This window comes from Cupriavidus sp. 2KB_3 (assembly GCF_052115685.1).
Classification (GTDB): domain Bacteria; phylum Pseudomonadota; class Gammaproteobacteria; order Burkholderiales; family Burkholderiaceae; genus Cupriavidus; species Cupriavidus campinensis.
The window spans coordinates 47,203-67,580 of record NZ_JBFRHD010000024.1 but is presented as its reverse complement, the minus strand read 5'-3'; the positions used below and the strand labels follow the sequence as shown (position 1 = coordinate 67,580).

The following is a 20,378-nucleotide window of genomic DNA, read 5'->3' as shown; positions in this document are numbered from 1 at the left end:
ACTCGTCGCCGGGTCGCCTATTGTCGTCCTAAGGCCGACTTAGGGTCGGTCCCGGTTTGACACGTCCGCCTGCCGTCATTACGATATGGGAAATTGATTTCACAATTTGTAATTCGTCGCTGCGGCGAATGCGATCCGGGGCACGAGAGGAGACTTCATGACCCAAACTCAACTGAACGAAGCGATGGCGGACGCCTCGATGGCGGGCTATCTGTCCGGCTTCGCCAACGAATTCGCCACGGAGGCACTGCCCGGCGCGCTGCCCGTGGGCCAGAACTCGCCCCAGCGCGTGCCATATGGCCTGTATGCCGAGCAGATCTCGGGCACCGCCTTCACGGCGCCGCGCGCCCACAACCGGCGCGCGTGGCTGTACCGGATCCGCCCGGCCGCCATGCACCAGCCGTTCAGCCGTCTGGAGCCGGGCCGCTGGCTGAGCCGTTTCGACGAAGTGCCGCCGTCGCCGAACCAGATGCGCTGGAGCCCGCCGGCCATGCCGACCGCGCCGACCGACTTTATCGACGGCATCGTGACGATGGCCGGCAATGGCAGCCCCGAAGCGATGACTGGCTGCGGCATCCACCTGTACCTGGCCAACCAGTCGATGCAGGACCGCTTCTTCTACAACGCCGATGGCGAGATGCTGATCGTGCCGCAGCAGGGCCGCCTGCTGTTGTCGACGGAAATGGGCCGGCTGGCGGTGGAGCCGCAGGAGATCGTCGTGATTCCGCGCGGCGTGCGCTTCCGCGTCGATCTGCCGGACGGCACCGCGCGCGGCTATATCTGCGAGAACTACGGCGCGCTGTTCAAGCTGCCGGACCTCGGCGTAATCGGCTCGAACGGGCTGGCCAATCCGCGTGACTTCCTGACGCCGGTGGCGAGCTACGAGGATCGAGAGGGTAAGTTCGAACTCGTCGCCAAGTTCCAGGGCAATCTCTGGCAGGCCGAGATCGACCATTCGCCGCTGGACGTGGTGGCGTGGCATGGCAATTACGCGCCGTACAAGTACGATCTGCGCCGTTTCAACACGATCGGATCGATCAGCTACGACCATCCGGATCCGTCGATCTTCCTCGTACTTCAGTCCCCGTCGGACACACCGGGCGTGGACACCATCGACTTCGTGATCTTCGGCCCGCGCTGGCTGCCCGCGCAGAACACGTTCCGCCCGCCCTGGTTCCACCGCAACGTGGCGAGCGAGTTCATGGGCCTGATTTCGGGCGTTTACGATGCCAAGGCCGAGGGTTTCGCGCCGGGTGGCGCCAGCCTGCACAACTGCATGAGCGGCCATGGCCCCGATGCGGAGACCTTCGAGCGGGCCTCGAAGGCCGACACGAGCCAGCCGCACCACATCACCGACACCATGGCGTTCATGTTCGAGACGCCGGGCGTGATCCGCCCGACGCCGTACGCGGCCCAGTCGGCGCTGCTCCAGCATGACTACTACACCTGCTGGCAAGGCCTGAAGAAGCATTTCAACCCGAACGTGCGCTGATTTACGGAAGATTCCCAAGATGACTGCCCCCAATACCGGCACGCAGGCGCGTGCCACCAGCTGGGTCGAATCGGCCAACGACGGCCAGACCCATTTCCCGATCCAGAACCTGCCGTACGGCCTGTTTTCGGCAAACGGCCAGGCCCCACGTGTGGGCGTGGCGATTGGCGACCAGGTGCTGGACCTCGCCGCGCTCGACGATGCTGGCCTGCTGCCGGTGGCGGCCAAGGGCGCGTTTGCGTCGGCCAGCCTCAACCGCTTTATCGCGCTGGGCCAGCCCGTGTGGCAGGCCACCCGCACCCGGCTGACGGCGCTGCTCTCCGGCGAAGACGTCGCGCTGCGCGATAACGCGGCGCTGCGTGCCCAGGCGCTGGTGCCGATGGCGGGGGTGACGCTGCACCTGCCGGTCGAGATTCCGGGCTACACCGATTTCTATTCGTCGCGCGAGCACGCGACCAACGTCGGCCGCATGTTCCGTGACCCGGAAAACGCGCTGCTGCCGAACTGGCTTGAGATTCCTATCGGCTACAACGGCCGTGCCAGCTCGGTGGTGGTCAGCGGTACGGCGCTGCGCCGCCCCAACGGCCAGACCAAGCTGCCGAACGAGCCGCGCCCGACCTTCGGCCCGTGCCGCAAGCTCGACTACGAACTTGAGATGGGGTTCATCGTCGGCAAGCCGTCGGCGCTGGGCGAGCCGGTCAGCACGGCGGACGCGCCCGCGCACATGTTCGGCATGGTCATCCTCAATGACTGGAGCGCGCGCGATATCCAACAGTGGGAATACGTGCCGCTCGGGCCGTTCAACAGCAAGTCGTTCGGGACGTCGATCTCGCCGTGGGTGGTGACGATGGAGGCGCTCGAGCCGTTCCGCCGTGACAATCCGGCGCAGTCTCCGGAACCGCTGCCGTATCTGCGGCAGCAGGGCCGCAACGCCTACGACATCGCGCTCGAAGTGGCGCTGCAACCGGCCGGCGCCGCGCCCAGCACGGTCTGCCGCACCAACTTCAAGGCGATGTACTGGACCATGGCGCAGCAACTGGCGCACCACACGGTGTCTGGCTGCAATGTGCGCGTGGGCGACCTGATGGGCTCGGGCACGATCAGCGGCACCACGCCGGATTCTTGCGGCAGCCTGCTGGAGACCACGCGCAATGGCGCCGAGCCGGTGGCGCTGGCCGGCGGCGCGCAGCGCGGCTTCCTGGAGGATGGCGACACCGTGACCATGACTGGCTGGTGCCAGGGTGATGGCTACCGGGTCGGCTTCGGCGAGGTATCGGGGAAGATCCTGCCGGCGGCCTGATCGAAAGCCCCTCGGGGGCGTCCTCCGCACAAGGGCGGGGCGGCTGAAAGGTCGCGCCCGCCCTCGTTACATTTGCGAAGGACCGTTACTGTTGCGTCATTCCTACGGGTGCCGCTTTATGCGAGAATTCGCCCCTGACAAAAAAAGTGTGGCGAAGTTCGCTGGGCTGAAACATTTCGGTAGTTTGCCGCGATGACCATCCCGGGGCGCGCTCACACTGACACCCCTCGACTGGGCGGCTCAGTTTTTGGCCGAAACCCGCCGTTAGTTCGGCATACGCGAGATCCGGGTGTCGATAACTAATTTCGGCGAAATCCTCGGATTTTGCTTCTAATTTCAGGGAAAAACGGAATCTGTTCCCCGGTGCGACGGTCGCGCGCGGGCCGGCGCACGCGCGCGCGGCCAAAGTTGCCCCAGGCACGACGGGGGGACGCGGGGCTCACATTCCACCCAACGCGCACGGCATGGCAATTGAATTCGGAATTCGCGCATGGGCGGCCTGTGCGCCGGCATTGCAATCCCCGGAAGCCTGGCAGGCGTGGAGTCTTGCGCCATGGCTGCCCGAGGGATCGGATCTGCCGGCGCTCGCGGCCATGGCCCCGATGTTGCGCCGACGCGTCAATGCCATCGGCCGCGCGGCGCTGCATCCCGCCTACGACACCCTCCCGCCCGACGAGTCACCGGCCAAGCCCGCCGCGCCCGCCGTGTTCGCGTCGCGCCACGGCGACACCCGTCGCGCCTTCGACATGCTCAGCGAACTGGCCGCTGGCGAGCCCCTGTCTCCCACCGCGTTCGGCCTCTCCGTCCACAACGCCATTGGCGCGCTGTTCACGATCGACCGGGGTGACGCCTCCAACCTCCAGGCCGTGGCCGCGGGCCGCGACACCGTGGAGACGGCCGCCTTCGAAGCCTGCGCGCTGCTGGCCGATGGCGCGGACGAGGTGCTGCTGGTCTGCTACGACGCGCCGCTGCCCGAAGCCTATGCCGAGTTTGCCGACGAGCCCGGCTGCCTGTTCGGCTGGGCCTGGCGCATCGGCAAGCCGCGTCCGGGCGAGCCAGTGTTCCGGCTCGACATCGACCATGTGCGCGAGGCGACGGACCCCGACACCGCGCATCCGGTGCTGCCGCACGCGCTGGACGTGCTGCGATTCATGCTGAGCGGCGACGCCGAGCTGCGCCACCGCGGCGAACGCGCAGTCTGGAGGTGGCAGCGCCATGGTTGAACGCCTCGACCGCGCCTGGCGCGTGTGCGCCACCGGCTTCTGCTTCTCGAGCTTCGGCGTGGGTGGCCTGCTGCTGCGCGTGCTGGTGTTCCCGGCGCTTTCGCTGCTGCCGTGGTCCACCGAGACCCGCCAGCGCGTATGCCGCGATGTCATCCATCATGCCTTCCGGCTGTTCCTCTGGCTGATGCGCAGCGTTGGCGTCATCGGCTACGAAATCCGCCATGCCGAACGGCTGCAACGCGAGGGGATGCTGGTGGTGGCGAACCATCCGTCGCTGATCGACGTGGTGTTCCTGATGGCGCTGACGCGCCGTGCCGACTGCGTGGTGAAGTCCGGCCTGGCGCGCAACCCGTTCACGCGCGGGCCGGTGCTGGCCACCGGCTGGGTGCAGAACGATAGCGGCGCGGCGATGGTGGACGACTGCATCGCCTCGCTGCGCGCCGGCAACAACCTGATCATTTTTCCGGAAGGCACGCGCACGCGCCCGGGCCAGCCGCTGCAACTCCAGCGCGGCGCGGCCAATGTGGCCGTGCGCGGCGGCTTTGCGCTCACCCCGGTGGTCATCCGCTGCGAACCGCCCACGTTGACCAAGGGCGAGAAGTGGTACCACGTGCCGGTGCGCCGCCCGCGCTTTGTCATCGACGTGCACCCGGACGTGCCGCCCGCACAGTGGGTGGCGCCGGGCACCGACGACGCCATGGCCGTGCGCCACCTGACCCAATCACTATCCGAGTTTTTCTCCAGGGAGATCCGCCGTGCAGGCGCTTGAGCAAGAAATCAAGGAACTGATCATCTCGTCGCTGTCCCTCGAGGACATGGCGGCTGACGATATCGACGCCACCGCGCCGCTGTTCATCGAAGGCCTGGGCCTCGATTCCATCGACGCGCTGGAACTGGGCCTGGCGCTGCAGAAGCGCTACGGCATCACCATGAATGGCGACAAGGAGGAAATCCGCGCGCGCTTTGCCAGTGTTTCGGCGCTGGCGGCGTTCGTGGCGTCGCAGCGCGGCCAGGCCCCGGCCTGAACCCGCGAGGAAATCGCAATACTGCTATACGGAGCCAGATCATGACTCACGACGAAATCTTCGCGCGCGTGGCGGCGGTTCTCGAGGAAACCTTCGAGATTGCCCCGGAGCGCATCACGCCCGAGGCGCGGCTGTACGACGACCTCGATATCGACAGCATTGACGCCGTTGACCTGCTGGTGAAGCTGAAGCCGATGCTGAACAAGCCGCTCAAGCCCGAGCAGTTCAAGTCCGTGCGCACCGTGCAGGACGTGGTGCAGGCGCTTGCGTTGCTGATCGACTCGCCGGCCACCGCCTGACGCCCGATGACCTGGCGCAAGTGGGGGCTGGGGCTGCTGACGCTGTCGTACCCGGTGGTGATCTACCTGGGGCTGCAGCACTTCTCGCCGCGTGTGATGGCGCTGGCGCTGGTGGCGCTCGCCCTGCTGCGTGCCGGCACCAGCCGCCAGGCCGGCTGGCGGGCGATGGCGGTGCTCGCGGCGGGGCTGGCCCTGATCGTGCTGGCCTCCGACCACGCGCTGCCCCTGAAGCTCTACCCGGTGCTGGTGAACGTGGCGATGCTGGGCGTGTTCGGCTGGAGCCTGCGCCATCCGCCCTCCCTGGTGGAGCGCATGGCCCGGCTGCGCGAGCCGAACCTGCCGCCCAGCGGCGTGGCCTATACGCGCCGGGTGACGCAGGCCTGGTGCGTGTTCTTTGTCTGCAATGGCGCGGTTGCCGCCGTGACCGCGCTGGCCGCCAGCGACCGGGTCTGGGCGCTGTACAACGGCGCGATTGCCTATGGCCTGATCGGCGCGATGTTCGCCGGCGAATGGCTGGTGCGACAGCGCGTCATGGCGCGGCATGCGGAGAATCGTCATGACTGAGCCCGCGCTCAGTAGTTTCACGGGCTTCACGGGCTTCACCGGCGTGGGTGCCGTGATGGCCGCCCAGGCGGCACGGGCCGCGCAGGGCGATGCCCAGGCGGCGGCGTTCGTTGCCAGCGTGGCGGCGTGGCGCCGGGCCTTCACGGCGGCGCCGGGCGCGCGCTGGGCGCTGTACTTCGAGGGCACGGCCGATTTCGCCGCCGCGCTGTTCGGCGCGTGGCATGCCGGCAAGCATGTGGTGCTGCCAGGCGATACCCGCGCGGAGACGCTCGCGGCGCTGCGCGGCCACGCCGATGGCTTGGCCGGCGAGTTGCCGGGCGGCTTGACGCCAGCCCCCGTGCCCGTGTCAGTGCCCGAGGAAGGGGAGGCCGACTGGCCCCCGCTCGGCACACACGACACCTGGGTCACGCTGTTCACCTCCGGCTCCACCGGCGAGCCCGGGGCCATCGACAAGCGCCTGGCCCAGCTCGATGCCGAGGTCCACACGCTCCAGCAGGCCTTCGGCGCGCGCCTGCCCGCCGATGTGCGCGTGCTGAGCACGGTCTCGCACCAGCACATCTACGGCCTGCTGTTCACGGTACTCTGGCCGCTGGCGGCAGGGCGGCCGATGCCCGGCGCGCGGCTGGCCTTCCATGAGGAACTGGTGCGCGCCTGCGCGGACGACGCCCGCCCGGCGGTGCTGGTCAGCAGCCCGGCCCACCTGAAGCGGATGCCCGATGGGCTCGACTGGCCCGTCACGCGCCCCGTGCTGCAAGCGGTGTTCTCGTCCGGCGGGCCGCTCCCGCCCGAGGCCGCCGCCGACGCGCTGCGCCACACCGGCCGCTCGCCCATCGAGGTATTCGGCAGTTCCGAGACCGGCGGTATCGCCTGGCGCCAGCGCGCCGTGCAGGCAGACCGCTGGACCGCGCTGCCCGGCATCGCCTGGCGCCTGCAGGACGGCTTCCTGGCCGTGCGCTCGCCGCATCTGGCCGATGACGACTGGTATGTCTGCGCGGACCGCGCGCTGCCCGCCGGCGACGATAGCTTTGTGCTGGCCGGCCGCGCCGACCGCATCGTCAAGATCGAGGAAAAGCGTGTCTCGCTGACGCAGATCGAGCAGCGGCTGGCCGCCTCGCCGCTGGTGCGGGAGGCGCGGGTCGTGATGGTCGAGCTCGATGTCGGCACCCGCGTGGCCGCCGCCGTGGTGCCGGGCGACGCCGGACAGGCCATCCTCGACACCCATGGCCGTGCCGCGCTGACCGCCGCGCTGCGCGCGCATCTGGCTGATGCCGTGGACCCGGTAGCGCTACCGCGCCGCTGGGCCTTCGTGGCGGCGCTGCCGTGCAACGCGCAGGGCAAGACCACCGAAGCCATGCTGCGTGACCTGTTTCGCCGCACGGTGCCGGCCGCGCACTGGCTGGAGGCCGATGCCACCTCGGCCACCGCCGCGCTGGACGTGACCGATGACCTGGCGATCTTCGACGGCCATTTCCCGGACACCCCGATCGTGCCGGGCGTGGCCCAGGTGGACTGGGTGATGACGCTGGCGCCCCAGCGCCTGCCGATTCCCCCGCGCGAGCGCTTCGCGCGGCTGGACACGCTCAAGTTCCAGGCCGTGATCCAGCCCGGCACCACGGTGCGCATGGCGCTGACGTGGCAGCCGGATGCGCTTTCGCTCGGCTTCCGGCTGACGTCGGACACCGGCCCGCACGCCAGCGGCAAGATCGTCTTTCATCCCCATCCCGATACGCCATGACGCCGTTCCGTCCGGTTGTGCTCGTGCCGGTCTATGACCACGAAGGCGCCATCGGCGCCATGGTCGATGCCATCCTCGCGCACCCGCTGCCGTGCCTGCTCGTGGACGACGGCAGCAGCCCGGCCTGCGAGCAGGTACTCCGCGAGATTGCCGCCGCGCACCCCGAGCGCGTCCGCCTGATCCGCCTGTCCGTGAATCAGGGCAAGGGCGGGGCGATCATGGCCGGCTTCACGGAAGCGGCGCGGCTCGGCTACACGCACGCGCTGCAGATCGATGCCGATGGCCAGCATGACGCAGGCTGCATTCCCCAGTTCGTCGCACTCGCCCAGGCCCAGCCCGCCGCGATGATCTGCGGCCACCCGGTGTACGACGATTCGGTGCCGCGCCTGCGCCTCTACGCGCGCTATCTCACGCATATCTGGGTCTGGATCAACACGCTCTCGTTCCAGATCAAGGATTCGATGTGCGGCCTGCGGGTCTACCCGCTGGCGCCGGTGACCGCGCTGATGCGCGAGGTGGACCTGGGCCGGCGCATGGAATTCGACACCGAGGTGCTGGTGCATCTGGTCTGGCGCGGCGTGCGCATCGTTAACGTGCCCACGCGCGTGACGTATCCGTCCGATGGCGTCTCGCATTTCCAGGCGTGGCGAGACAACGTGCTGATCTCGCGCATGCACACGCGGCTGTTCTTCGGCATGGTGTGGCGGCTGCCGCGCCTGCTCTGGCGCAAAGTGAGGCCCGCATGAGCACGGCCAAGCCGCAGACCGGGGGTACGGCTGACGCCGCCACGCGCCGCACGCCATCGCGCCACTGGAGCACCATCGGCGAGGCCACGTGCGTCTGGGGCGTCTGGTGCCTGTACGGGCTCTATCGCGTCTTCGGCCGCACGCTGTTCCGGGCGGTGCTGTACCCGGTGGTCACCTACTACTGGATCACGCATCCGCTGGCGCGCCGCGCGTCGATGGACTACCTCACGCGCATGGAGGCCACCGCCGGCGCGGTTGGCGCGCGCCCCACGTGGCGCCATACGCTGCGCCACCTGTTCTCGTTCGCCGACACGCTGCTGGACAAGCTGCTGTCCATCGGCGGCCAGTACCGCTTCGGCAACGTCACGCGGGAAGGCCATCAGGTGCTGCTGGACCAGATCGCCAGCGGGCAGGGCGGCATCATCATGACGGCGCACATGGGCTGCCTGGAGCTGTGCCGGGTGCTGGCCAACCAGCGGCAGGGGCTGCGGCTGACCGTGCTGGTGCATACCGCCCACGCCGAGCGCTTCAACCGGATCCTGTCGCGGCTCGATCCCAAATCGGGCCTCCAGCTCTATCAGGTGGACGATATTTCGCCCGCCACGGCGCTGGAGCTGGCGGCCAAGGTGCAGGCGGGCGAGTTCGTGGCGATTGCCGGCGACCGCGCGCCCGCGCACGGCGGCCGTGCCGTGCGCGTGCCGTTCCTGGGCACGCCGGCGCGTTTCCCGGTGGGCCCATACGTGCTGGCGGGGCTGATGCGCTGCCCGCTGTACGCGATGGGCTGCGTGCGCCATGGCGACGGCCATCTGCTGCGCTTCACGGAACTCACGCGCGCGGTGACGCTCCCACGGGCGAGCCGTGACGCCGCGCTGACCGCGCTGGCCACGACTTACGCCGCATGGCTGGAGGCGCTGCTGGTGCGCTCGCCATTCGACTGGTTCAACTTCTACGACTTCTGGGCGGACGATCCGGTCCGTACCGGTCGCCAGGACGCGCAGGACGCGCGCCAGGACGCGCACTAGGCCGCGCCGCCCACCGGAGACCTATGTCCAAACCTATCAGCCACGAGATCACGCTGACGCCGGCGTTCCATGACCTCGATCCGATGAACGTGGTCTGGCACGGCAACTACGTGCGCTACTTCGAGGTGGCGCGCTGCGCGCTGCTCCAGCAGATTGGCTACGACTACCCGCAGATGCGCGATTCCGGCTACGCGTGGCCGGTGGTGGACCTGCGCGTCAAGTACGTGCGCCCGCTAGTCTACGGCCAGGAGATGATCGTGCGCGCCACCATCGTCGAATGGGAAAACCGGCTCAAGATCGACTACGAAATTCGCGATGCGGCGTCTGGCCAGCGCCTGACCAAGGGCTACTCGATCCAGGTGGCCGTGGACATGGCCACGCAGGAGATGCTCTACGTCTGCCCGCCGGTGCTGCTGGAGAAGCTGGGGGTGCCGTCGTGAGGCGCCGCCACGTGCTCCGCGCCGCCGCCGCGCTGGCGCTGGCGGCCCTGCTGCCCGCGCTGCCGGCCCATGCCGAAGACCTGCTCGCCTCGGTGGCGAGGCGGTTGGCTGACGCGCCGGTCATCCGCGGCAAGTTCGAGCAGACGCGCCGGCTGTCCGGCTTCAGCAACCCGCTGGTCTCGCGCGGCGATTTCGTGCTCGCGCGCGGCCGTGGCGTGGTCTGGCAAACGCGCGAGCCGTTCCCGTCGAGCCTGCTGGTCACGCCTGAGAAACTGGTCATGCGCGGCGCCGACGGCAGCGTGCAGCAGCAGATGCAGGCCGAATCCCAGCCCGCGATGCGCGTGGTGGGCGAGTCGATGATTGCCGTGCTGCGCGGCGACCTGCGCGGGCTCTCCGCGCGCTTCGAGGTAATTGGCAAGCTGGTTGGCAGCGCCGGATGGGCGCTGACGCTGATCCCGAAAGATGCCGGCATGCGGCGCGTGTTCACGCGGATCGAGCTGGCCGGCGACAAGTTCGTGCGCGACGTGCGGCTCGAGGAAGCCGGCGGCGACAGCACCGTGGTCCGCATGATCGACCCGGCTGCCGCCGGCAAGCTGACCCCGGCCGAGGAGCAGCGCTTTGAGTAATGTGGCGGGCGGGGTGGCGACGCAGGGCGGCATCACGCGGTTGGCGCGTGGGCTGGCCATCGCCTGGCTGCTGATCGTGCTGGCCATGATCGCCCATCAGGTGCAGTTCTGGCGCGGCTCGCGGCTCGATACGGACGTGATGGCGCTGCTGCCGACCAGCGAGCGCACCGCTGCGGCGGACCGCGTGCTGCGCCGGCTGGCCGACAGCGTGGCGCAGGAGGTGGTGGTGCTCGTCGGCAGCCCGGACTGGGCGCGCACGCGCGCGGCGGCGCAGCGCTTCAGCCAGGCCACGGCGCAGGGCGGTACGCTGCTGCAACCGGTGGACAAGATCGCCGCGTTCGACTTCGACAAGGCGCTCGACTTCTATCGCCCGTGGCGCGACCACCTGCTGACCGATGCACAGCGCCAGCAGTTGCAGCAAGGAAATCCGGACCAGCTCGCCCAGCAGGCGCTGACGCGGCTCTACCAGCTCTCCACCGGGCCGCGCCTGACCGACTGGGCGGCCGACCCGCTGGGGCTGTGGCAGGACTGGTGGCTCTCCCGCGCCGCCGTGACGCGCGTGCAGGACCGCGACGGTCTGGCCGCCTTGTCCGGCGATGGCAAGGAATGGGTGCTGCTGACGTACCGCATCACCAAGCCGGCGTTCTCGGTCAGCGGCAGTACCGACTACAGCGACCTGCTGCGCACCGCCGGGGCCGCCGCGCGGCAGGGCGATGCCGATGTGCGCGTGGTGGCCGCCGGCATTCCGCTGCACGCGGAGGCCGCCGCCGCGCAGGCCAACTTTGAGATGAACGTGATCGGCTGGGGCTCGCTGGCGGCGGTGCTGTTGCTGGTCTGGCTGGCGTTCCGCTCGCTGCGGCCGATCGTGCTGGTGGGGCTGTCGCTGGCCATTGGCACGGCGGCGGCGATCTCGGCCACAGCCATCGTCTTCGACCGCGTGCACCTGATTACGCTGGTGTTCGGCGCCAGTCTGGTGGGCGTGGCGGAGGACTTCGGCATCCATTACTTCGTCTCGCGGCAGGCGCTGCCGCGCGCTACGCCGCCATCGGTCATGCGCCACCTGCTGCCCGGCATGGCGCTGGCGCTGGCAACGAGCGTGGTGGCCTACCTGGCGCTCGGCATCGCGCCGTTCCCGGGGCTGCGCCAGATGGCGCTGTTTTCGGCGGTGGGGCTGGTCGCCGCCTTCCTGACCGTGGTGCTCTGGTTCCCGCTGCTGGACCGGGGCGCGCTGCGGCCCACGCGGGTGTCGAACTGGCTCGCCGAGAGCCTCGCCCGCTGGCCGCGCGTGCGCGCGGACCGGCGCACGGCGCTGGCGCTTGGGGCGCTGGCCCTGTTTATCGTGCCGGGGATCTGGCAGGTGCGGATTGTCGATGACGTGCGCCAGCTGCAAAGCTCGCCGCCGGCGCTGATCGAGGCGCAGCGCCTCACCGGCCGCCTGCTCGGCACGCCAAGCCCCGCCCAATTCGTGCTGGTGCGCGGCGCCACGCCGGACGAGGTGCTGGCGCGCGAGGAGGCCGTCAAGGCCGTGCTGGCACCGACCATCCGGCGCGGCGAGCTGGCAGGCTTCCTGGCGATTTCCGACTGGGTGCCGTCCGCCGCCCGCCAACGCGCGGACGCCGCGCTGGCGGGCCGTCAGGAAGCCGCCGTGCGCGAGCGGGTGGCCCGCACGCTGGGCGGGTCGATTGCCGCGCCGGCGGCGTCTCCGGCCGATGCCGTGCTGACGCTGCCCGCCTGGCTGGCCAATCCGGTCTCCGGCACGCTGCGCCACCTGTGGCTGGACCGCGAGGGTAGCGGCTACGCCAGCGTGATGCTGCTGCGCGGGCTGGAAAATCCGGCAGTCATGTCTGGCATCGCCGCCGCCGTTAACACGGTGCAGGGCGCCGAATGGTCGGACCGCATCGCCGATCTGTCCTTCCTGCTGCACCACTACCGCGTGTTGATGAGCTGGCTGCTGCTGGCCGGCGCGGCCGGTGTGGCGCTGCTGCTGGCATGGCGCTATGGCCGTGCCGGCTGGCGTGCGCTGGCGCCCACGCTGCTGGCCGCCGCCTTCAGCGTGGCCGTGCTGGGCTGGCTCGGCGTGCCGTTGCAGCTGTTCTCGGTGCTGGCGCTGGCGCTGCTGCTGGGCGTAGGTGTCGATTACGGCATATTTTTGCTTGAGCACCCCGGCGATGGCGTGTCCTGGACCGCCATCGTGCTCGGCGCAGCCAGCACGCTGCTGGCGTTCGGGCTGCTCGCACTGTCTTCCACGCCGGCGCTGCATGCGTTCGGCATGACGATGCTTTCGGGCGTGGGCGCGGTCTGGGTGCTGTCGCCTTGGTTCCGGCCATTGGGCCGGCACGCCTCACAACAACAAGCTGAACAGGGTTGATGCATATGAAAACGGAACAGGTGGAGGTATTGATCGTCGGCGCCGGGCCCGCAGGCTCGGTGGCGGCTGGCCTGCTGCGCAAGCGCGGCGTCCAGGTGCTGGTCATCGAGAAGGAGACGTTTCCGCGCTTCTCCATCGGCGAGAGCCTGTTGCCGCAGAGCATGGCGTACATCGAGGAAGCCGGCATGCTGCAGGCCGTGGTGGAGGCCGGGTTCCAGTACAAGAACGGCGCTGCCTTCGCCCGGGGCGACCGCTACACGGAATTCGACTTCCGCGACAAGTTCTCCCAGGGCTGGGGCACCACCTATCAGGTGCAGCGCGCGCATTTCGATGACGTGCTGATCCGTGAAGCCGAGAAGCAGGGCGCCGAGGTGCGCTTCCGCCACGTGGTGGAGGCGGTAGATGTCACCGGCGCGCAGCCGGTGGTCACCGTGCGCGATCCGGACGGGCAGGCGTACACGGTGCAGGCGAAGTTCCTGCTCGATGCGTCCGGCTTCGGCCGCATCCTGCCGCGACTGCTGAAGCTGGAGTCCCCGTCGAACTTCCCGGTGCGCGCGGCCATCTTCACGCACGTGGAAGACCGCGTGGCGCCCGGCACCTTCGACCGCAACAAGATCCGCATTGGCGTGCATCCCGAGCATGTCGATGTCTGGTACTGGACCATTCCGTTCTCGAACGGCCGCTGCTCGCAGGGCGTGGTGGCGGAGAAGTCCTTCCTGGACCGCTACCCCGGCGACGAGATGGCCAAGCTGAAGCAACTGGTCAGCGAGGAGCCGGGGCTGGCGCACCTGCTGCGCGACGCCAACTGGGATACGCCGGCGCGCCAGATCGTCGGCTACTCGGCCAATGTCAGCTCACTCTGGGGCAACGGTTACGCGCTGCTCGGCAATGCCGGCGAGTTCCTGGACCCGGTGTTCTCGTCGGGCGTGACGATTGCGTTCAAGTCGGCCAGCCTGGCCACCGCCTGCCTCGTCCGCCAACTGGCCGGCGAGACCGTGGACTGGGACGCTGACTACGCCAGGCCGCTGAAGGCCGGTGTGGATTGCTTCCGCACCTTCGTCGAGGCCTGGTACGAGGGCCGCTTCCAGACCCTGATCTTCCATCCGAACGCCACGCCGGAGATTCGCCGGATGATCTCGTCGATCCTGGCCGGCTACGCCTGGGACCGCAGCAACCCCTTCGTGGCCGAGTCCCGGCGGCGCCTCAACGTGCTGGAGCAGCTTTGCGCGGCCTGAGGCTTCTCTGTTCGATGACGGCGGGCGCGGCACTGGCCATATTGGCTGGCTGCGCCACGGCGCCGCCCGCCGGCCCCACGCCAGCCGTGGCCGAAGCGGACCGCCCGGCTGTGCCGCTGCTGCGCCTGCCGCCGGCGTCGCTGGGCCGCACGCTGCAGTTGCAGCAGCAGATCACGGTGCGCTATCCGTCGCCGCAGGGCGAGCAGACGCGCGACATCCTCGCGCTGCTGGAGGCCGATGCGGGCCACACCCGGCTGGCCGCGCTGGCTGGTGGGCAAGTGCTGGCCCGGCTGGACTGGGACGGCAGTGACCTGCGCGTGACACGTGCGCCGTGGGCGCCCGCGGAACTCGTGCCGGAGCGTATCCTCAGTGATCTGCAGCTGTCGCTCTGGCCGGTGGCGGCCATTCGCGCGGCGCTGCCGCCGGGCTGGCGCCTGGACGCCACGCCGGCCATGCGCCGCCTGCTGGCCGGTGACGAACTCGTGGCCGAGATCCGCTATCCCGACGCAGCCACCACGGAATTCGTGCAGCGCCGCGACGGCTACCGGCTGACCATCCGCACGCTGCAGGGTGAAGGAGCACGGCCATGACGATCTTCCTGAACGCGATGAATGTCATCTGCGCGCTGGGCAGCGGCAACGACGCCGTACGCGCCGCGCTTTGGCGCACGGACGGCCCGGCGGGCGGCGAAGTCACCGACCGCTACACGCCTGGCACGCCGCTGCACCTCGGTACCGTGCGCGAGCCGGTGGCGGCCGCCGACCTGCCGGCCGGCCTCGCGCCCGCACTGTGCAGCCGCAACAACGCGCTGCTGGACCGCACGCTGGCTGCGCTGCGCCCCGCTGTGGAAGCCGCCATCGCCCGCGTGGGCCCGACCCGCGTGGCCATCGTGCTCGGCACCAGTACCTCGGGCATCAGTGACGGCGAACTGGCCGTGCGCGCGCGGCACGCCGCCGGCACCTGGCCGGATGCCTTCCACTACGGCCAGCAGGAGCTGGGCTCGCCCGCGCAGTACCTCGCGCTGGCGCTGGGCACGGCCGGACCGGCCTATACGATCTCCACGGCGTGTTCGTCGAGCGCGAAGGCGCTGGCCGCCGCCGCGCGGCTGCTGGAGCAGGGCATGGCCGACGTGGCCATCGCCGGTGGGGTGGACACGCTGTGCGCGTTCACGATCGCCGGCTTCCGCTCGCTCGACTCGGTCAGCGCGGAGCGGTGCAATCCGCTGTCCGCCCATCGCCACGGCATCAACCTGGGCGAGGGTGCGGCGCTGTTCCTGATGTCGCGCGAGGCCGGCCCGGTACGGCTGGCCGGCTGGGGCGAGACGTCCGATGCGCACCATATGTCCGCGCCGGACCCGGCTGGCGCCGGCGCCCGCGCCGCCATGCAGGAGGCCATGACGCGCGCCGGCGTGCAGCCGGCCGACATCGACTATCTGAACCTGCACGGCACGGCCACCGAGCAGAACGACGCAATGGAGTCGCGCGCCGTGGCAGACCTGCTCGGGCTCGACGTGCCGGTCAGCTCGACCAAGCCGCAGACCGGGCACACGCTGGGCGCCGCCGGCGCCGTGGAAGCCGCGCTGATGGTGCTGACCCTGACCGACAACCCGCGTGGGCGCCTGCCGGCCCATTGGTGGGACGGCGCGGCCGATCCGACGCTGCCGCCGCTGCACGTGGTGGGCGCGGACGAGTCGCTGGGCCGGGCACCGCGCTACGTGATGAGCAATTCGTTCGCGTTCGGCGGCAGCAACAGCGTGCTGGTGCTGGGAGAGGGCTGACATGACAACGCCTGATGTGACACCTGACTCGACACCTGTCGCCATGCCGCCCCTGCCGCCGGTGTCCGAAGTGGTGCCCCACGCGGGCGCCATGCGGCTGATCGACGAACTCGTCCAGGCCGATGGCGAGCACTGCGTGGCCCGCGCCACGGTGCGCGCCACCCAGCTGTTCGTGGACGATGCCGGCATGCCCGGCTGGGTCGGTATCGAATACATGGCCCAGACGATTGCCGCCTGGGCTGGCGTGCGCGAGCGCGCGGCGGGCCGCCCGCCGGGGTTGGGCTTCCTGCTCGGCTCGCGCCGCTATGCCTGCGACGTGCCCGCGTTTCCGGTGGGCAGCGTGCTGACTATCCGCACCCAGGTGGAGCTGATCGGGGACAACGGCCTCGGCCTGTTCGCCTGCACGGTCGAGATGGATGGCCGCGACGTGGCGCGCGCCAATGTTTCCGTTTTCCAGCCTGCGGATGCGCAGGCGTTTCTCCAGGGGCAGCAAGCATGACGAACAAGACCGTGCTGGTCACGGGCTCCTCGCGCGGTATTGGCCGCGCCATTGCGCTGCGGCTCGCCCGCGACGGCTACGACGTGGTGGTGCACTGCCGCGCCCGCCGGGACGACGCCGACTCCGTGGCGGACGCCGTGCGCGCCTTCGGCCGCAACGCGCGCGTGCTGGCCTTCGACATCAGCGACCGCCAGGCCACCGCCAGCGTGCTGCATGCCGACATCGAGGAACACGGCACCTATTACGGCGTGGTCTGCAACGCGGGCATCGCGCGGGACGCGGCGTTTCCGGCCATGAGCGGCGAGGAATGGGACGAGGTGGTCCATACCAACCTCGACGCCTTCTACAACGTGCTCAACCCGCTGGTGATGCCGATGGTGCAGCGCCGCCAGCCGGGCCGTATCGTTACGCTGTCGTCGGTGTCCGGGCTGGTGGGCAACCGGGGCCAGACCAACTACAGCGCGGCCAAGGCCGGCATCATCGGCGCCACCAAGGCGCTCGCCATCGAACTGGCCAAGCGCCACATCACGGTCAACTGCGTGGCGCCGGGGTTGATCGACACGGAAATGGTGGACGAGCATGTGCGCGAGGAAGCGCTGAAGATGATTCCCGCGCGGCGCATGGGCACGCCGGACGAGGTGGCGGCCACGGTGGCCTTCCTGCTCTCGCCGGATGCCGGTTACATTACACGGCAGGTGATTTCGGTGAACGGGGGGATGTTCGGATGAAGCGGGTTGTCGTAACCGGCGCGGGCGCGATCAGCGCATTGGGCAACGACTGGACCACGGTGCGCGAGCGCCTGGCCAGCGGCCGCAATGCCGTGGTGCGGATGCCGGAGTGGGCCGACATCAAGGGCCTGAACACGCAGCTGGCGGCGCCGGTGCCGCCATTCGCGCTGCCGGCCCACTACACGCGCAAGGCCACGCGGTCCATGGGCCGTGTCTCGCTGATGGCCGTGCTGGCCAGCGAGGCCGCGCTGGCGGATGCCGGCCTGACCGGCCATCCCATCATCACGGGCGGGCAGATGGGCATCGCCTACGGCTCGTCCACGGGCACGCCGTCCGCGATCCAGGACTTCGGCCGGATGATGACCGAACGCACCACCGAGGACATCAGCGCCACCACCTACATCCGCATGATGCCGCACACCGCGGCGGTCAATATCGGCGTGTTCTTCGGCATCACCGGGCGCATTCTGACCACGTCCAGCGCGTGCACGTCCGGCAGCCAGGGCATCGGCTACGCCTACGAGACGATCCGCGCGGGCCGCCAGGTGGCGATGCTGGCCGGCGGCGGCGAAGAGCTGGATGCGACCGAGGCGGCCGTCTTCGACACGCTGTTCGCCACCAGCACGCGCAACGACACCCCCGAGGCCACGCCGCGCCCGTTCGACGCGGACCGCGACGGCCTGGTGCTGGGCGAGGGCGCCGGCACGCTGGTGCTCGAGGAACTGGAGCACGCCCAGGCACGTGGCGCGCGCATCCTGGCCGAGATCGTCGGCTACGGCACCAACAGCGACGGCGCGCACGTGACCCAGCCGCAGGCCGCAACCATGGCCGTGGCCATGCGGCAGGCGCTGGAGGACGCCGGGCTGGCGCCGGGGCGCATCGGCTACGTCAACGCGCACGGCACGGCCACCGACCATGGCGACATCGCCGAATCCCATGCCACGCATGCAGTGCTGGGCGGCGCCGTGCCGGTCAGCTCGCTGAAGAGCTACCTCGGCCACACGCTGGGCGCATGCGGGGCGCTGGAGGCGTGGATGACCATCGAGATGATGCGTGACGGCTGGTTCGCGCCGACGGTGAACCTCGTCAACCCGGACCCGCGCTGCGCGCCGCTGGACTACATCATGGGCGAGGGCCGCAAATTCGACACCGAGTACGTGATGAGCAACAATTTCGCGTTCGGCGGCATCAACACCTCGCTGGTGTTCCGCCGCTGGGCCGCCTGAGCAGATAGCCGTACCCGAGCCGTACCCGAGCCGTACCACCATCTGGTTTCATCCCTCAACAATCAAGAACAAAGGAAGGTCAATGAAATTCGCTCTCCCGCTGGTCGCCCTCGCCATCGCCAGTACCGGCACGCTGCTGTCCGCGCCCGCTGCCGCGCGCGACACCAAGTACATGCTGCCGTTCCAGGAAGTCCTGGACATGCCGGAAGCCAAGGAAAAGCTCGACGGCTCGGTCATGTTCTATCTGGCCGGCCAGAAGACGCCGAAGGTGCTTGAGAAGAAGGACAGCGATGTCTCGAACAAGAAGACCAACGGCGTGGGCAAGGCTGACGAGGAAGCGTGCCGCTGGGCCGCGCTCTCGGCGCTGATCTCGTTCCAGGACAAGGCCAAGTCGCTGGGCGCGAATGCGGTGGTGGACATGGTGAGCTATTACAAGAAGGACACCAACGCCAGCACCACCGAGTACGAGTGCCACGCCGGCGCCGTGGTGGTGGGCGTGACGCTGAAGGGCACCTACGCCAAGGTCGCCGCCAAGTAAGGCGGCATCGATCGACGGGACCTGTTTGACGTTTTCAGGACGATTGCCATGCCGCTCGCGCTGCGCACAGGATCGGTCATGGCATTCGCGGCCATGGCGCCACCCGTCAGCCGCTGGATGTCGCCAGAGGAGCTGGCGCGGCTGGCCGCCATGCGCGCCCGGGCCCGCGCCGAGCAGTTCGCGGCGGGCCGCTGGCTTGCCCGGCGGCTGCTGGCGGTGACGTTCGGCGGGGATGCGGCGGAATGGTCGCTCTCGGCGGCCGAGGACGCGCCGCCGCTGGCGACCCATACCGGCGGAGCCGTCGGCACGCCGGTATTCCTGTCGATTGCCCATTCGGGTGATCACCTGGCTTGCGCCGTGTCCGACCTGCCGGTTGGCATCGACATCGAGGAAATGCAGCCGCGCAAACACCTGGACACGCTGATCGAAGCCACCACCACGGAGGCCGAGCGCGGCGCGCTGCCGGCCCTGCTGGACGTGGACGACGAGTTGGCGAAGCTGGAGGCCTTCTATGACCTCTGGACGCTCAAGGAAGCCTGGATCAAGTGCCACGGCGGCAATCTGTTCCGCACCATGATGGGCCACGTGGTGGAAGCCGTGCCGGTGCCGATGGCGCACGCCAATGGCGTCACGTGGCGGCGCGATGACGCGGTGCTGGCGCTGACCGCGTCGGCGCCGCTGGCGTCGGTGTCGGTGCCCCATCCGGCCGGATGGCGCCTCCGCGCGCAACAGATCGACTAGATCCGCCCGGCAGAGCGGTAGCGTCAGATCTTTTCCAGCGCCGCGCACGCCGCGCGCAGGATGGCCGCGTAGCGCTCCAGATGCGGCTCGATCCGGTAGACCGGGCCGGCAATCGAGATCGCGTAACTCTCGCCCGACAACCGCACCGGCCAGGCCAGCGCGCCGACATCGGGCATCGACTCACTAAGGTTCACGAACGCGCCGCGCTCGCGCGATTGCCGGAGGTCGTCCTCCAGCGCCGCCGGCGTGGCCAGTGTGCGCGCGGTGAACGGCTGGAAGGGCAGTTGCGCGAGCAGGGCGGCGCGCTCGGCGTCGTCCATGGCGGCCAGCAGCGCCTTGCCGATCGAGTTCGCATGGAGTTCGCGCCGCTCGCCCGCCGTGGCGATGTAGCGGATCGCGTGTGGTGATTCGAGCACATCGAGATACACCACCGCATGCCCCTCGTGCAGCTTGCCGATGACGATGGTCTCCCCGGTGGCTTCGCGCAATTCGCTCATGGTGTCGTGCACGCGATCGAGCACGGGGTCGTGGCGGGCAATCTGCTGGGCCATGGCCAGCAGCCGGCCGGTGGGGTAGTAGCCCTGGCGGCGCGCCGTCTCATAGAGATAGCCGAGCGAAGTCAGCGTGCGGATCAGCGCCAGGCAGCTCGAGGCCGGCACGGAGAGCAGCCGGGACAACTCCGAGAGCGACAGCGCGCGGCGTTCGCGCGCAAAGGTCTCGATGATCTCGATCACGCGCAGGGCGGTCTTGACGTTCATCGAGGGCGGCTTGGCAGCGGACGAATCGGGACGCGC

22 protein-coding genes are annotated in these 20,378 nt (G+C 69.4%); 21 read left to right on the top strand and 1 reads right to left on the bottom strand.

The genetic code is table 11. From position 1 onward, the window contains the following. Window positions 1–157 precede the first annotated feature (157 nt). The 21 genes from hmgA (at window position 158) to AB4120_RS23135 (ending at window position 19,584) form a co-directional block, all read left to right on the top strand. Window positions 158–1,492 carry a homogentisate 1,2-dioxygenase gene (gene hmgA / locus AB4120_RS23235; protein ID WP_149139177.1) on the top strand — a complete coding sequence of 445 codons (1,335 nt, stop codon included), beginning with the start codon at window positions 158–160 and terminating at the stop codon, window positions 1,490–1,492. A 19-nt stretch (window positions 1,493–1,511) separates the two neighbouring features. After that, entirely contained in the window at window positions 1,512–2,792 is a 1,281-nt protein-coding gene (fahA, locus tag AB4120_RS23230) for a fumarylacetoacetase (RefSeq protein ID WP_441642904.1), read from the top strand. A gap of 464 nt (window positions 2,793–3,256) precedes the next feature. Continuing rightward, on the top strand, window positions 3,257–4,015 hold the full coding sequence (locus AB4120_RS23225; RefSeq protein ID WP_149139179.1) for a beta-ketoacyl synthase chain length factor: 759 nt from the start codon (window positions 3,257–3,259) through the stop codon (window positions 4,013–4,015). Further along, entirely contained in the window at window positions 4,008–4,784 is a 777-nt protein-coding gene (locus AB4120_RS23220) for a lysophospholipid acyltransferase family protein (RefSeq protein WP_149139180.1), read from the top strand. The genes AB4120_RS23225 and AB4120_RS23220 overlap by 8 nt, the downstream gene beginning before the upstream one ends. Continuing rightward, complete coding sequence (locus AB4120_RS23215; protein WP_144197098.1) at window positions 4,771–5,040, top strand: phosphopantetheine-binding protein; 270 nt, start codon at window positions 4,771–4,773, stop codon at window positions 5,038–5,040. The genes AB4120_RS23220 and AB4120_RS23215 overlap by 14 nt, the downstream gene beginning before the upstream one ends. A 41-nt stretch (window positions 5,041–5,081) precedes the next feature. Continuing rightward, entirely contained in the window at window positions 5,082–5,339 is a 258-nt protein-coding gene (locus AB4120_RS23210) for an acyl carrier protein (protein WP_092299795.1), read from the top strand. 6 nt (window positions 5,340–5,345) lie between these two features. Continuing rightward, window positions 5,346–5,903 (top strand): hypothetical protein, encoded by a 558-nt coding sequence (locus AB4120_RS23205; RefSeq protein WP_149139181.1) that lies wholly within the window; start codon window positions 5,346–5,348, stop codon window positions 5,901–5,903. Beyond that, window positions 5,896–7,638 carry an AMP-binding protein gene (locus tag AB4120_RS23200; protein ID WP_149139182.1) on the top strand — a complete coding sequence of 581 codons (1,743 nt, stop codon included), beginning with the start codon at window positions 5,896–5,898 and terminating at the stop codon, window positions 7,636–7,638. The genes AB4120_RS23205 and AB4120_RS23200 overlap by 8 nt, the downstream gene beginning before the upstream one ends. Then, window positions 7,635–8,384 (top strand): glycosyltransferase family 2 protein, encoded by a 750-nt coding sequence (locus AB4120_RS23195; protein WP_149139183.1) that lies wholly within the window; start codon window positions 7,635–7,637, stop codon window positions 8,382–8,384. The genes AB4120_RS23200 and AB4120_RS23195 overlap by 4 nt, the downstream gene beginning before the upstream one ends. Continuing rightward, window positions 8,381–9,406, top strand: coding sequence for an LpxL/LpxP family acyltransferase (locus tag AB4120_RS23190; protein WP_149139185.1), 1,026 nt, complete (start codon window positions 8,381–8,383; stop codon window positions 9,404–9,406). The genes AB4120_RS23195 and AB4120_RS23190 overlap by 4 nt, the downstream gene beginning before the upstream one ends. A 23-nt stretch (window positions 9,407–9,429) precedes the next feature. Further along, window positions 9,430–9,846 carry an acyl-CoA thioesterase gene (locus AB4120_RS23185; protein WP_149139186.1) on the top strand — a complete coding sequence of 139 codons (417 nt, stop codon included), beginning with the start codon at window positions 9,430–9,432 and terminating at the stop codon, window positions 9,844–9,846. Between the two features lie 11 nt (window positions 9,847–9,857). After that, entirely contained in the window at window positions 9,858–10,472 is a 615-nt protein-coding gene (locus tag AB4120_RS23180) for an outer membrane lipoprotein carrier protein LolA (RefSeq protein ID WP_262389796.1), read from the top strand. A gap of 1 nt (window position 10,473) precedes the next feature. After that, window positions 10,474–12,840 carry an MMPL family transporter gene (locus AB4120_RS23175; protein ID WP_441642908.1) on the top strand — a complete coding sequence of 789 codons (2,367 nt, stop codon included), beginning with the start codon at window positions 10,474–10,476 and terminating at the stop codon, window positions 12,838–12,840. A gap of 5 nt (window positions 12,841–12,845) precedes the next feature. Next, window positions 12,846–14,075, top strand: a complete 1,230-nt coding sequence (locus AB4120_RS23170; protein WP_149139188.1) for an NAD(P)/FAD-dependent oxidoreductase — start codon at window positions 12,846–12,848, stop codon at window positions 14,073–14,075. Between the two features lie 14 nt (window positions 14,076–14,089). Beyond that, window positions 14,090–14,665: a DUF3261 domain-containing protein gene (locus tag AB4120_RS23165; RefSeq protein ID WP_149139189.1), complete on the top strand. Its 576-nt coding sequence runs from the start codon at window positions 14,090–14,092 to the stop codon at window positions 14,663–14,665. Next, entirely contained in the window at window positions 14,662–15,852 is a 1,191-nt protein-coding gene (locus tag AB4120_RS23160) for a beta-ketoacyl-ACP synthase (RefSeq protein ID WP_149139190.1), read from the top strand. Before AB4120_RS23165 ends, AB4120_RS23160 begins: the two co-directional genes overlap by 4 nt. Window position 15,853: 1 nt before the next feature. Continuing rightward, a complete protein-coding gene (locus tag AB4120_RS23155; protein ID WP_262389797.1) occupies window positions 15,854–16,351 on the top strand; it encodes a hotdog family protein in 498 nt (165 codons plus the stop codon). Then, entirely contained in the window at window positions 16,348–17,079 is a 732-nt protein-coding gene (gene fabG, locus AB4120_RS23150) for a 3-oxoacyl-ACP reductase FabG (protein ID WP_144197106.1), read from the top strand. Before AB4120_RS23155 ends, fabG begins: the two co-directional genes overlap by 4 nt. Further along, a complete protein-coding gene (locus AB4120_RS23145) occupies window positions 17,076–18,305 on the top strand; it encodes a beta-ketoacyl-ACP synthase (RefSeq protein WP_149139191.1) in 1,230 nt (409 codons plus the stop codon). The genes fabG and AB4120_RS23145 overlap by 4 nt, the downstream gene beginning before the upstream one ends. An 82-nt stretch (window positions 18,306–18,387) precedes the next feature. Further along, window positions 18,388–18,843: an excinuclease ATPase subunit gene (locus AB4120_RS23140; RefSeq protein WP_144197108.1), complete on the top strand. Its 456-nt coding sequence runs from the start codon at window positions 18,388–18,390 to the stop codon at window positions 18,841–18,843. A 78-nt stretch (window positions 18,844–18,921) separates the two neighbouring features. After that, window positions 18,922–19,584 carry a 4'-phosphopantetheinyl transferase family protein gene (locus AB4120_RS23135; RefSeq protein ID WP_262389798.1) on the top strand — a complete coding sequence of 221 codons (663 nt, stop codon included), beginning with the start codon at window positions 18,922–18,924 and terminating at the stop codon, window positions 19,582–19,584. Between the two features lie 23 nt (window positions 19,585–19,607). Here the strand turns inward: AB4120_RS23135 and AB4120_RS23130 are convergent, their stop codons facing one another. Beyond that, complete coding sequence (locus AB4120_RS23130; protein ID WP_149139193.1) at window positions 19,608–20,342, bottom strand: IclR family transcriptional regulator; 735 nt, start codon at window positions 20,340–20,342, stop codon at window positions 19,608–19,610. Between the last annotated feature and the right edge of the window lie 36 nt (window positions 20,343–20,378).

Excerpts from the sequence above, each read along its gene's own strand:
- hmgA (WP_149139177.1), top strand. The coding sequence starts at position 158 with ATGACCCAAACTCAACTGAACGAAGCGATGGCGGACGCCTCGATGGCG.
- fahA (WP_441642904.1), top strand. The coding sequence starts at position 1,512 with ATGACTGCCCCCAATACCGGCACGCAGGCGCGTGCCACCAGCTGGGTC.
- AB4120_RS23225 (WP_149139179.1), top strand. The coding sequence starts at position 3,257 with ATGGCAATTGAATTCGGAATTCGCGCATGGGCGGCCTGTGCGCCGGCA.
- AB4120_RS23220 (WP_149139180.1), top strand. The coding sequence starts at position 4,008 with ATGGTTGAACGCCTCGACCGCGCCTGGCGCGTGTGCGCCACCGGCTTC.
- AB4120_RS23210 (WP_092299795.1), top strand. The coding sequence starts at position 5,082 with ATGACTCACGACGAAATCTTCGCGCGCGTGGCGGCGGTTCTCGAGGAA.
- AB4120_RS23205 (WP_149139181.1), top strand. The coding sequence starts at position 5,346 with ATGACCTGGCGCAAGTGGGGGCTGGGGCTGCTGACGCTGTCGTACCCG.
- AB4120_RS23200 (WP_149139182.1), top strand. The coding sequence starts at position 5,896 with ATGACTGAGCCCGCGCTCAGTAGTTTCACGGGCTTCACGGGCTTCACC.
- AB4120_RS23195 (WP_149139183.1), top strand. The coding sequence starts at position 7,635 with ATGACGCCGTTCCGTCCGGTTGTGCTCGTGCCGGTCTATGACCACGAA.
- AB4120_RS23190 (WP_149139185.1), top strand. The coding sequence starts at position 8,381 with ATGAGCACGGCCAAGCCGCAGACCGGGGGTACGGCTGACGCCGCCACG.
- AB4120_RS23185 (WP_149139186.1), top strand. The coding sequence starts at position 9,430 with ATGTCCAAACCTATCAGCCACGAGATCACGCTGACGCCGGCGTTCCAT.
- AB4120_RS23170 (WP_149139188.1), top strand. The coding sequence starts at position 12,846 with ATGAAAACGGAACAGGTGGAGGTATTGATCGTCGGCGCCGGGCCCGCA.
- AB4120_RS23165 (WP_149139189.1), top strand. The coding sequence starts at position 14,090 with ATGACGGCGGGCGCGGCACTGGCCATATTGGCTGGCTGCGCCACGGCG.
- AB4120_RS23160 (WP_149139190.1), top strand. The coding sequence starts at position 14,662 with ATGACGATCTTCCTGAACGCGATGAATGTCATCTGCGCGCTGGGCAGC.
- AB4120_RS23155 (WP_262389797.1), top strand. The coding sequence starts at position 15,854 with ATGACAACGCCTGATGTGACACCTGACTCGACACCTGTCGCCATGCCG.
- fabG (WP_144197106.1), top strand. The coding sequence starts at position 16,348 with ATGACGAACAAGACCGTGCTGGTCACGGGCTCCTCGCGCGGTATTGGC.
- AB4120_RS23145 (WP_149139191.1), top strand. The coding sequence starts at position 17,076 with ATGAAGCGGGTTGTCGTAACCGGCGCGGGCGCGATCAGCGCATTGGGC.
- AB4120_RS23140 (WP_144197108.1), top strand. The coding sequence starts at position 18,388 with ATGAAATTCGCTCTCCCGCTGGTCGCCCTCGCCATCGCCAGTACCGGC.
- AB4120_RS23135 (WP_262389798.1), top strand. The coding sequence starts at position 18,922 with ATGGCATTCGCGGCCATGGCGCCACCCGTCAGCCGCTGGATGTCGCCA.
- AB4120_RS23130 (WP_149139193.1), bottom strand. The coding sequence starts at position 20,342 with ATGAACGTCAAGACCGCCCTGCGCGTGATCGAGATCATCGAGACCTTT.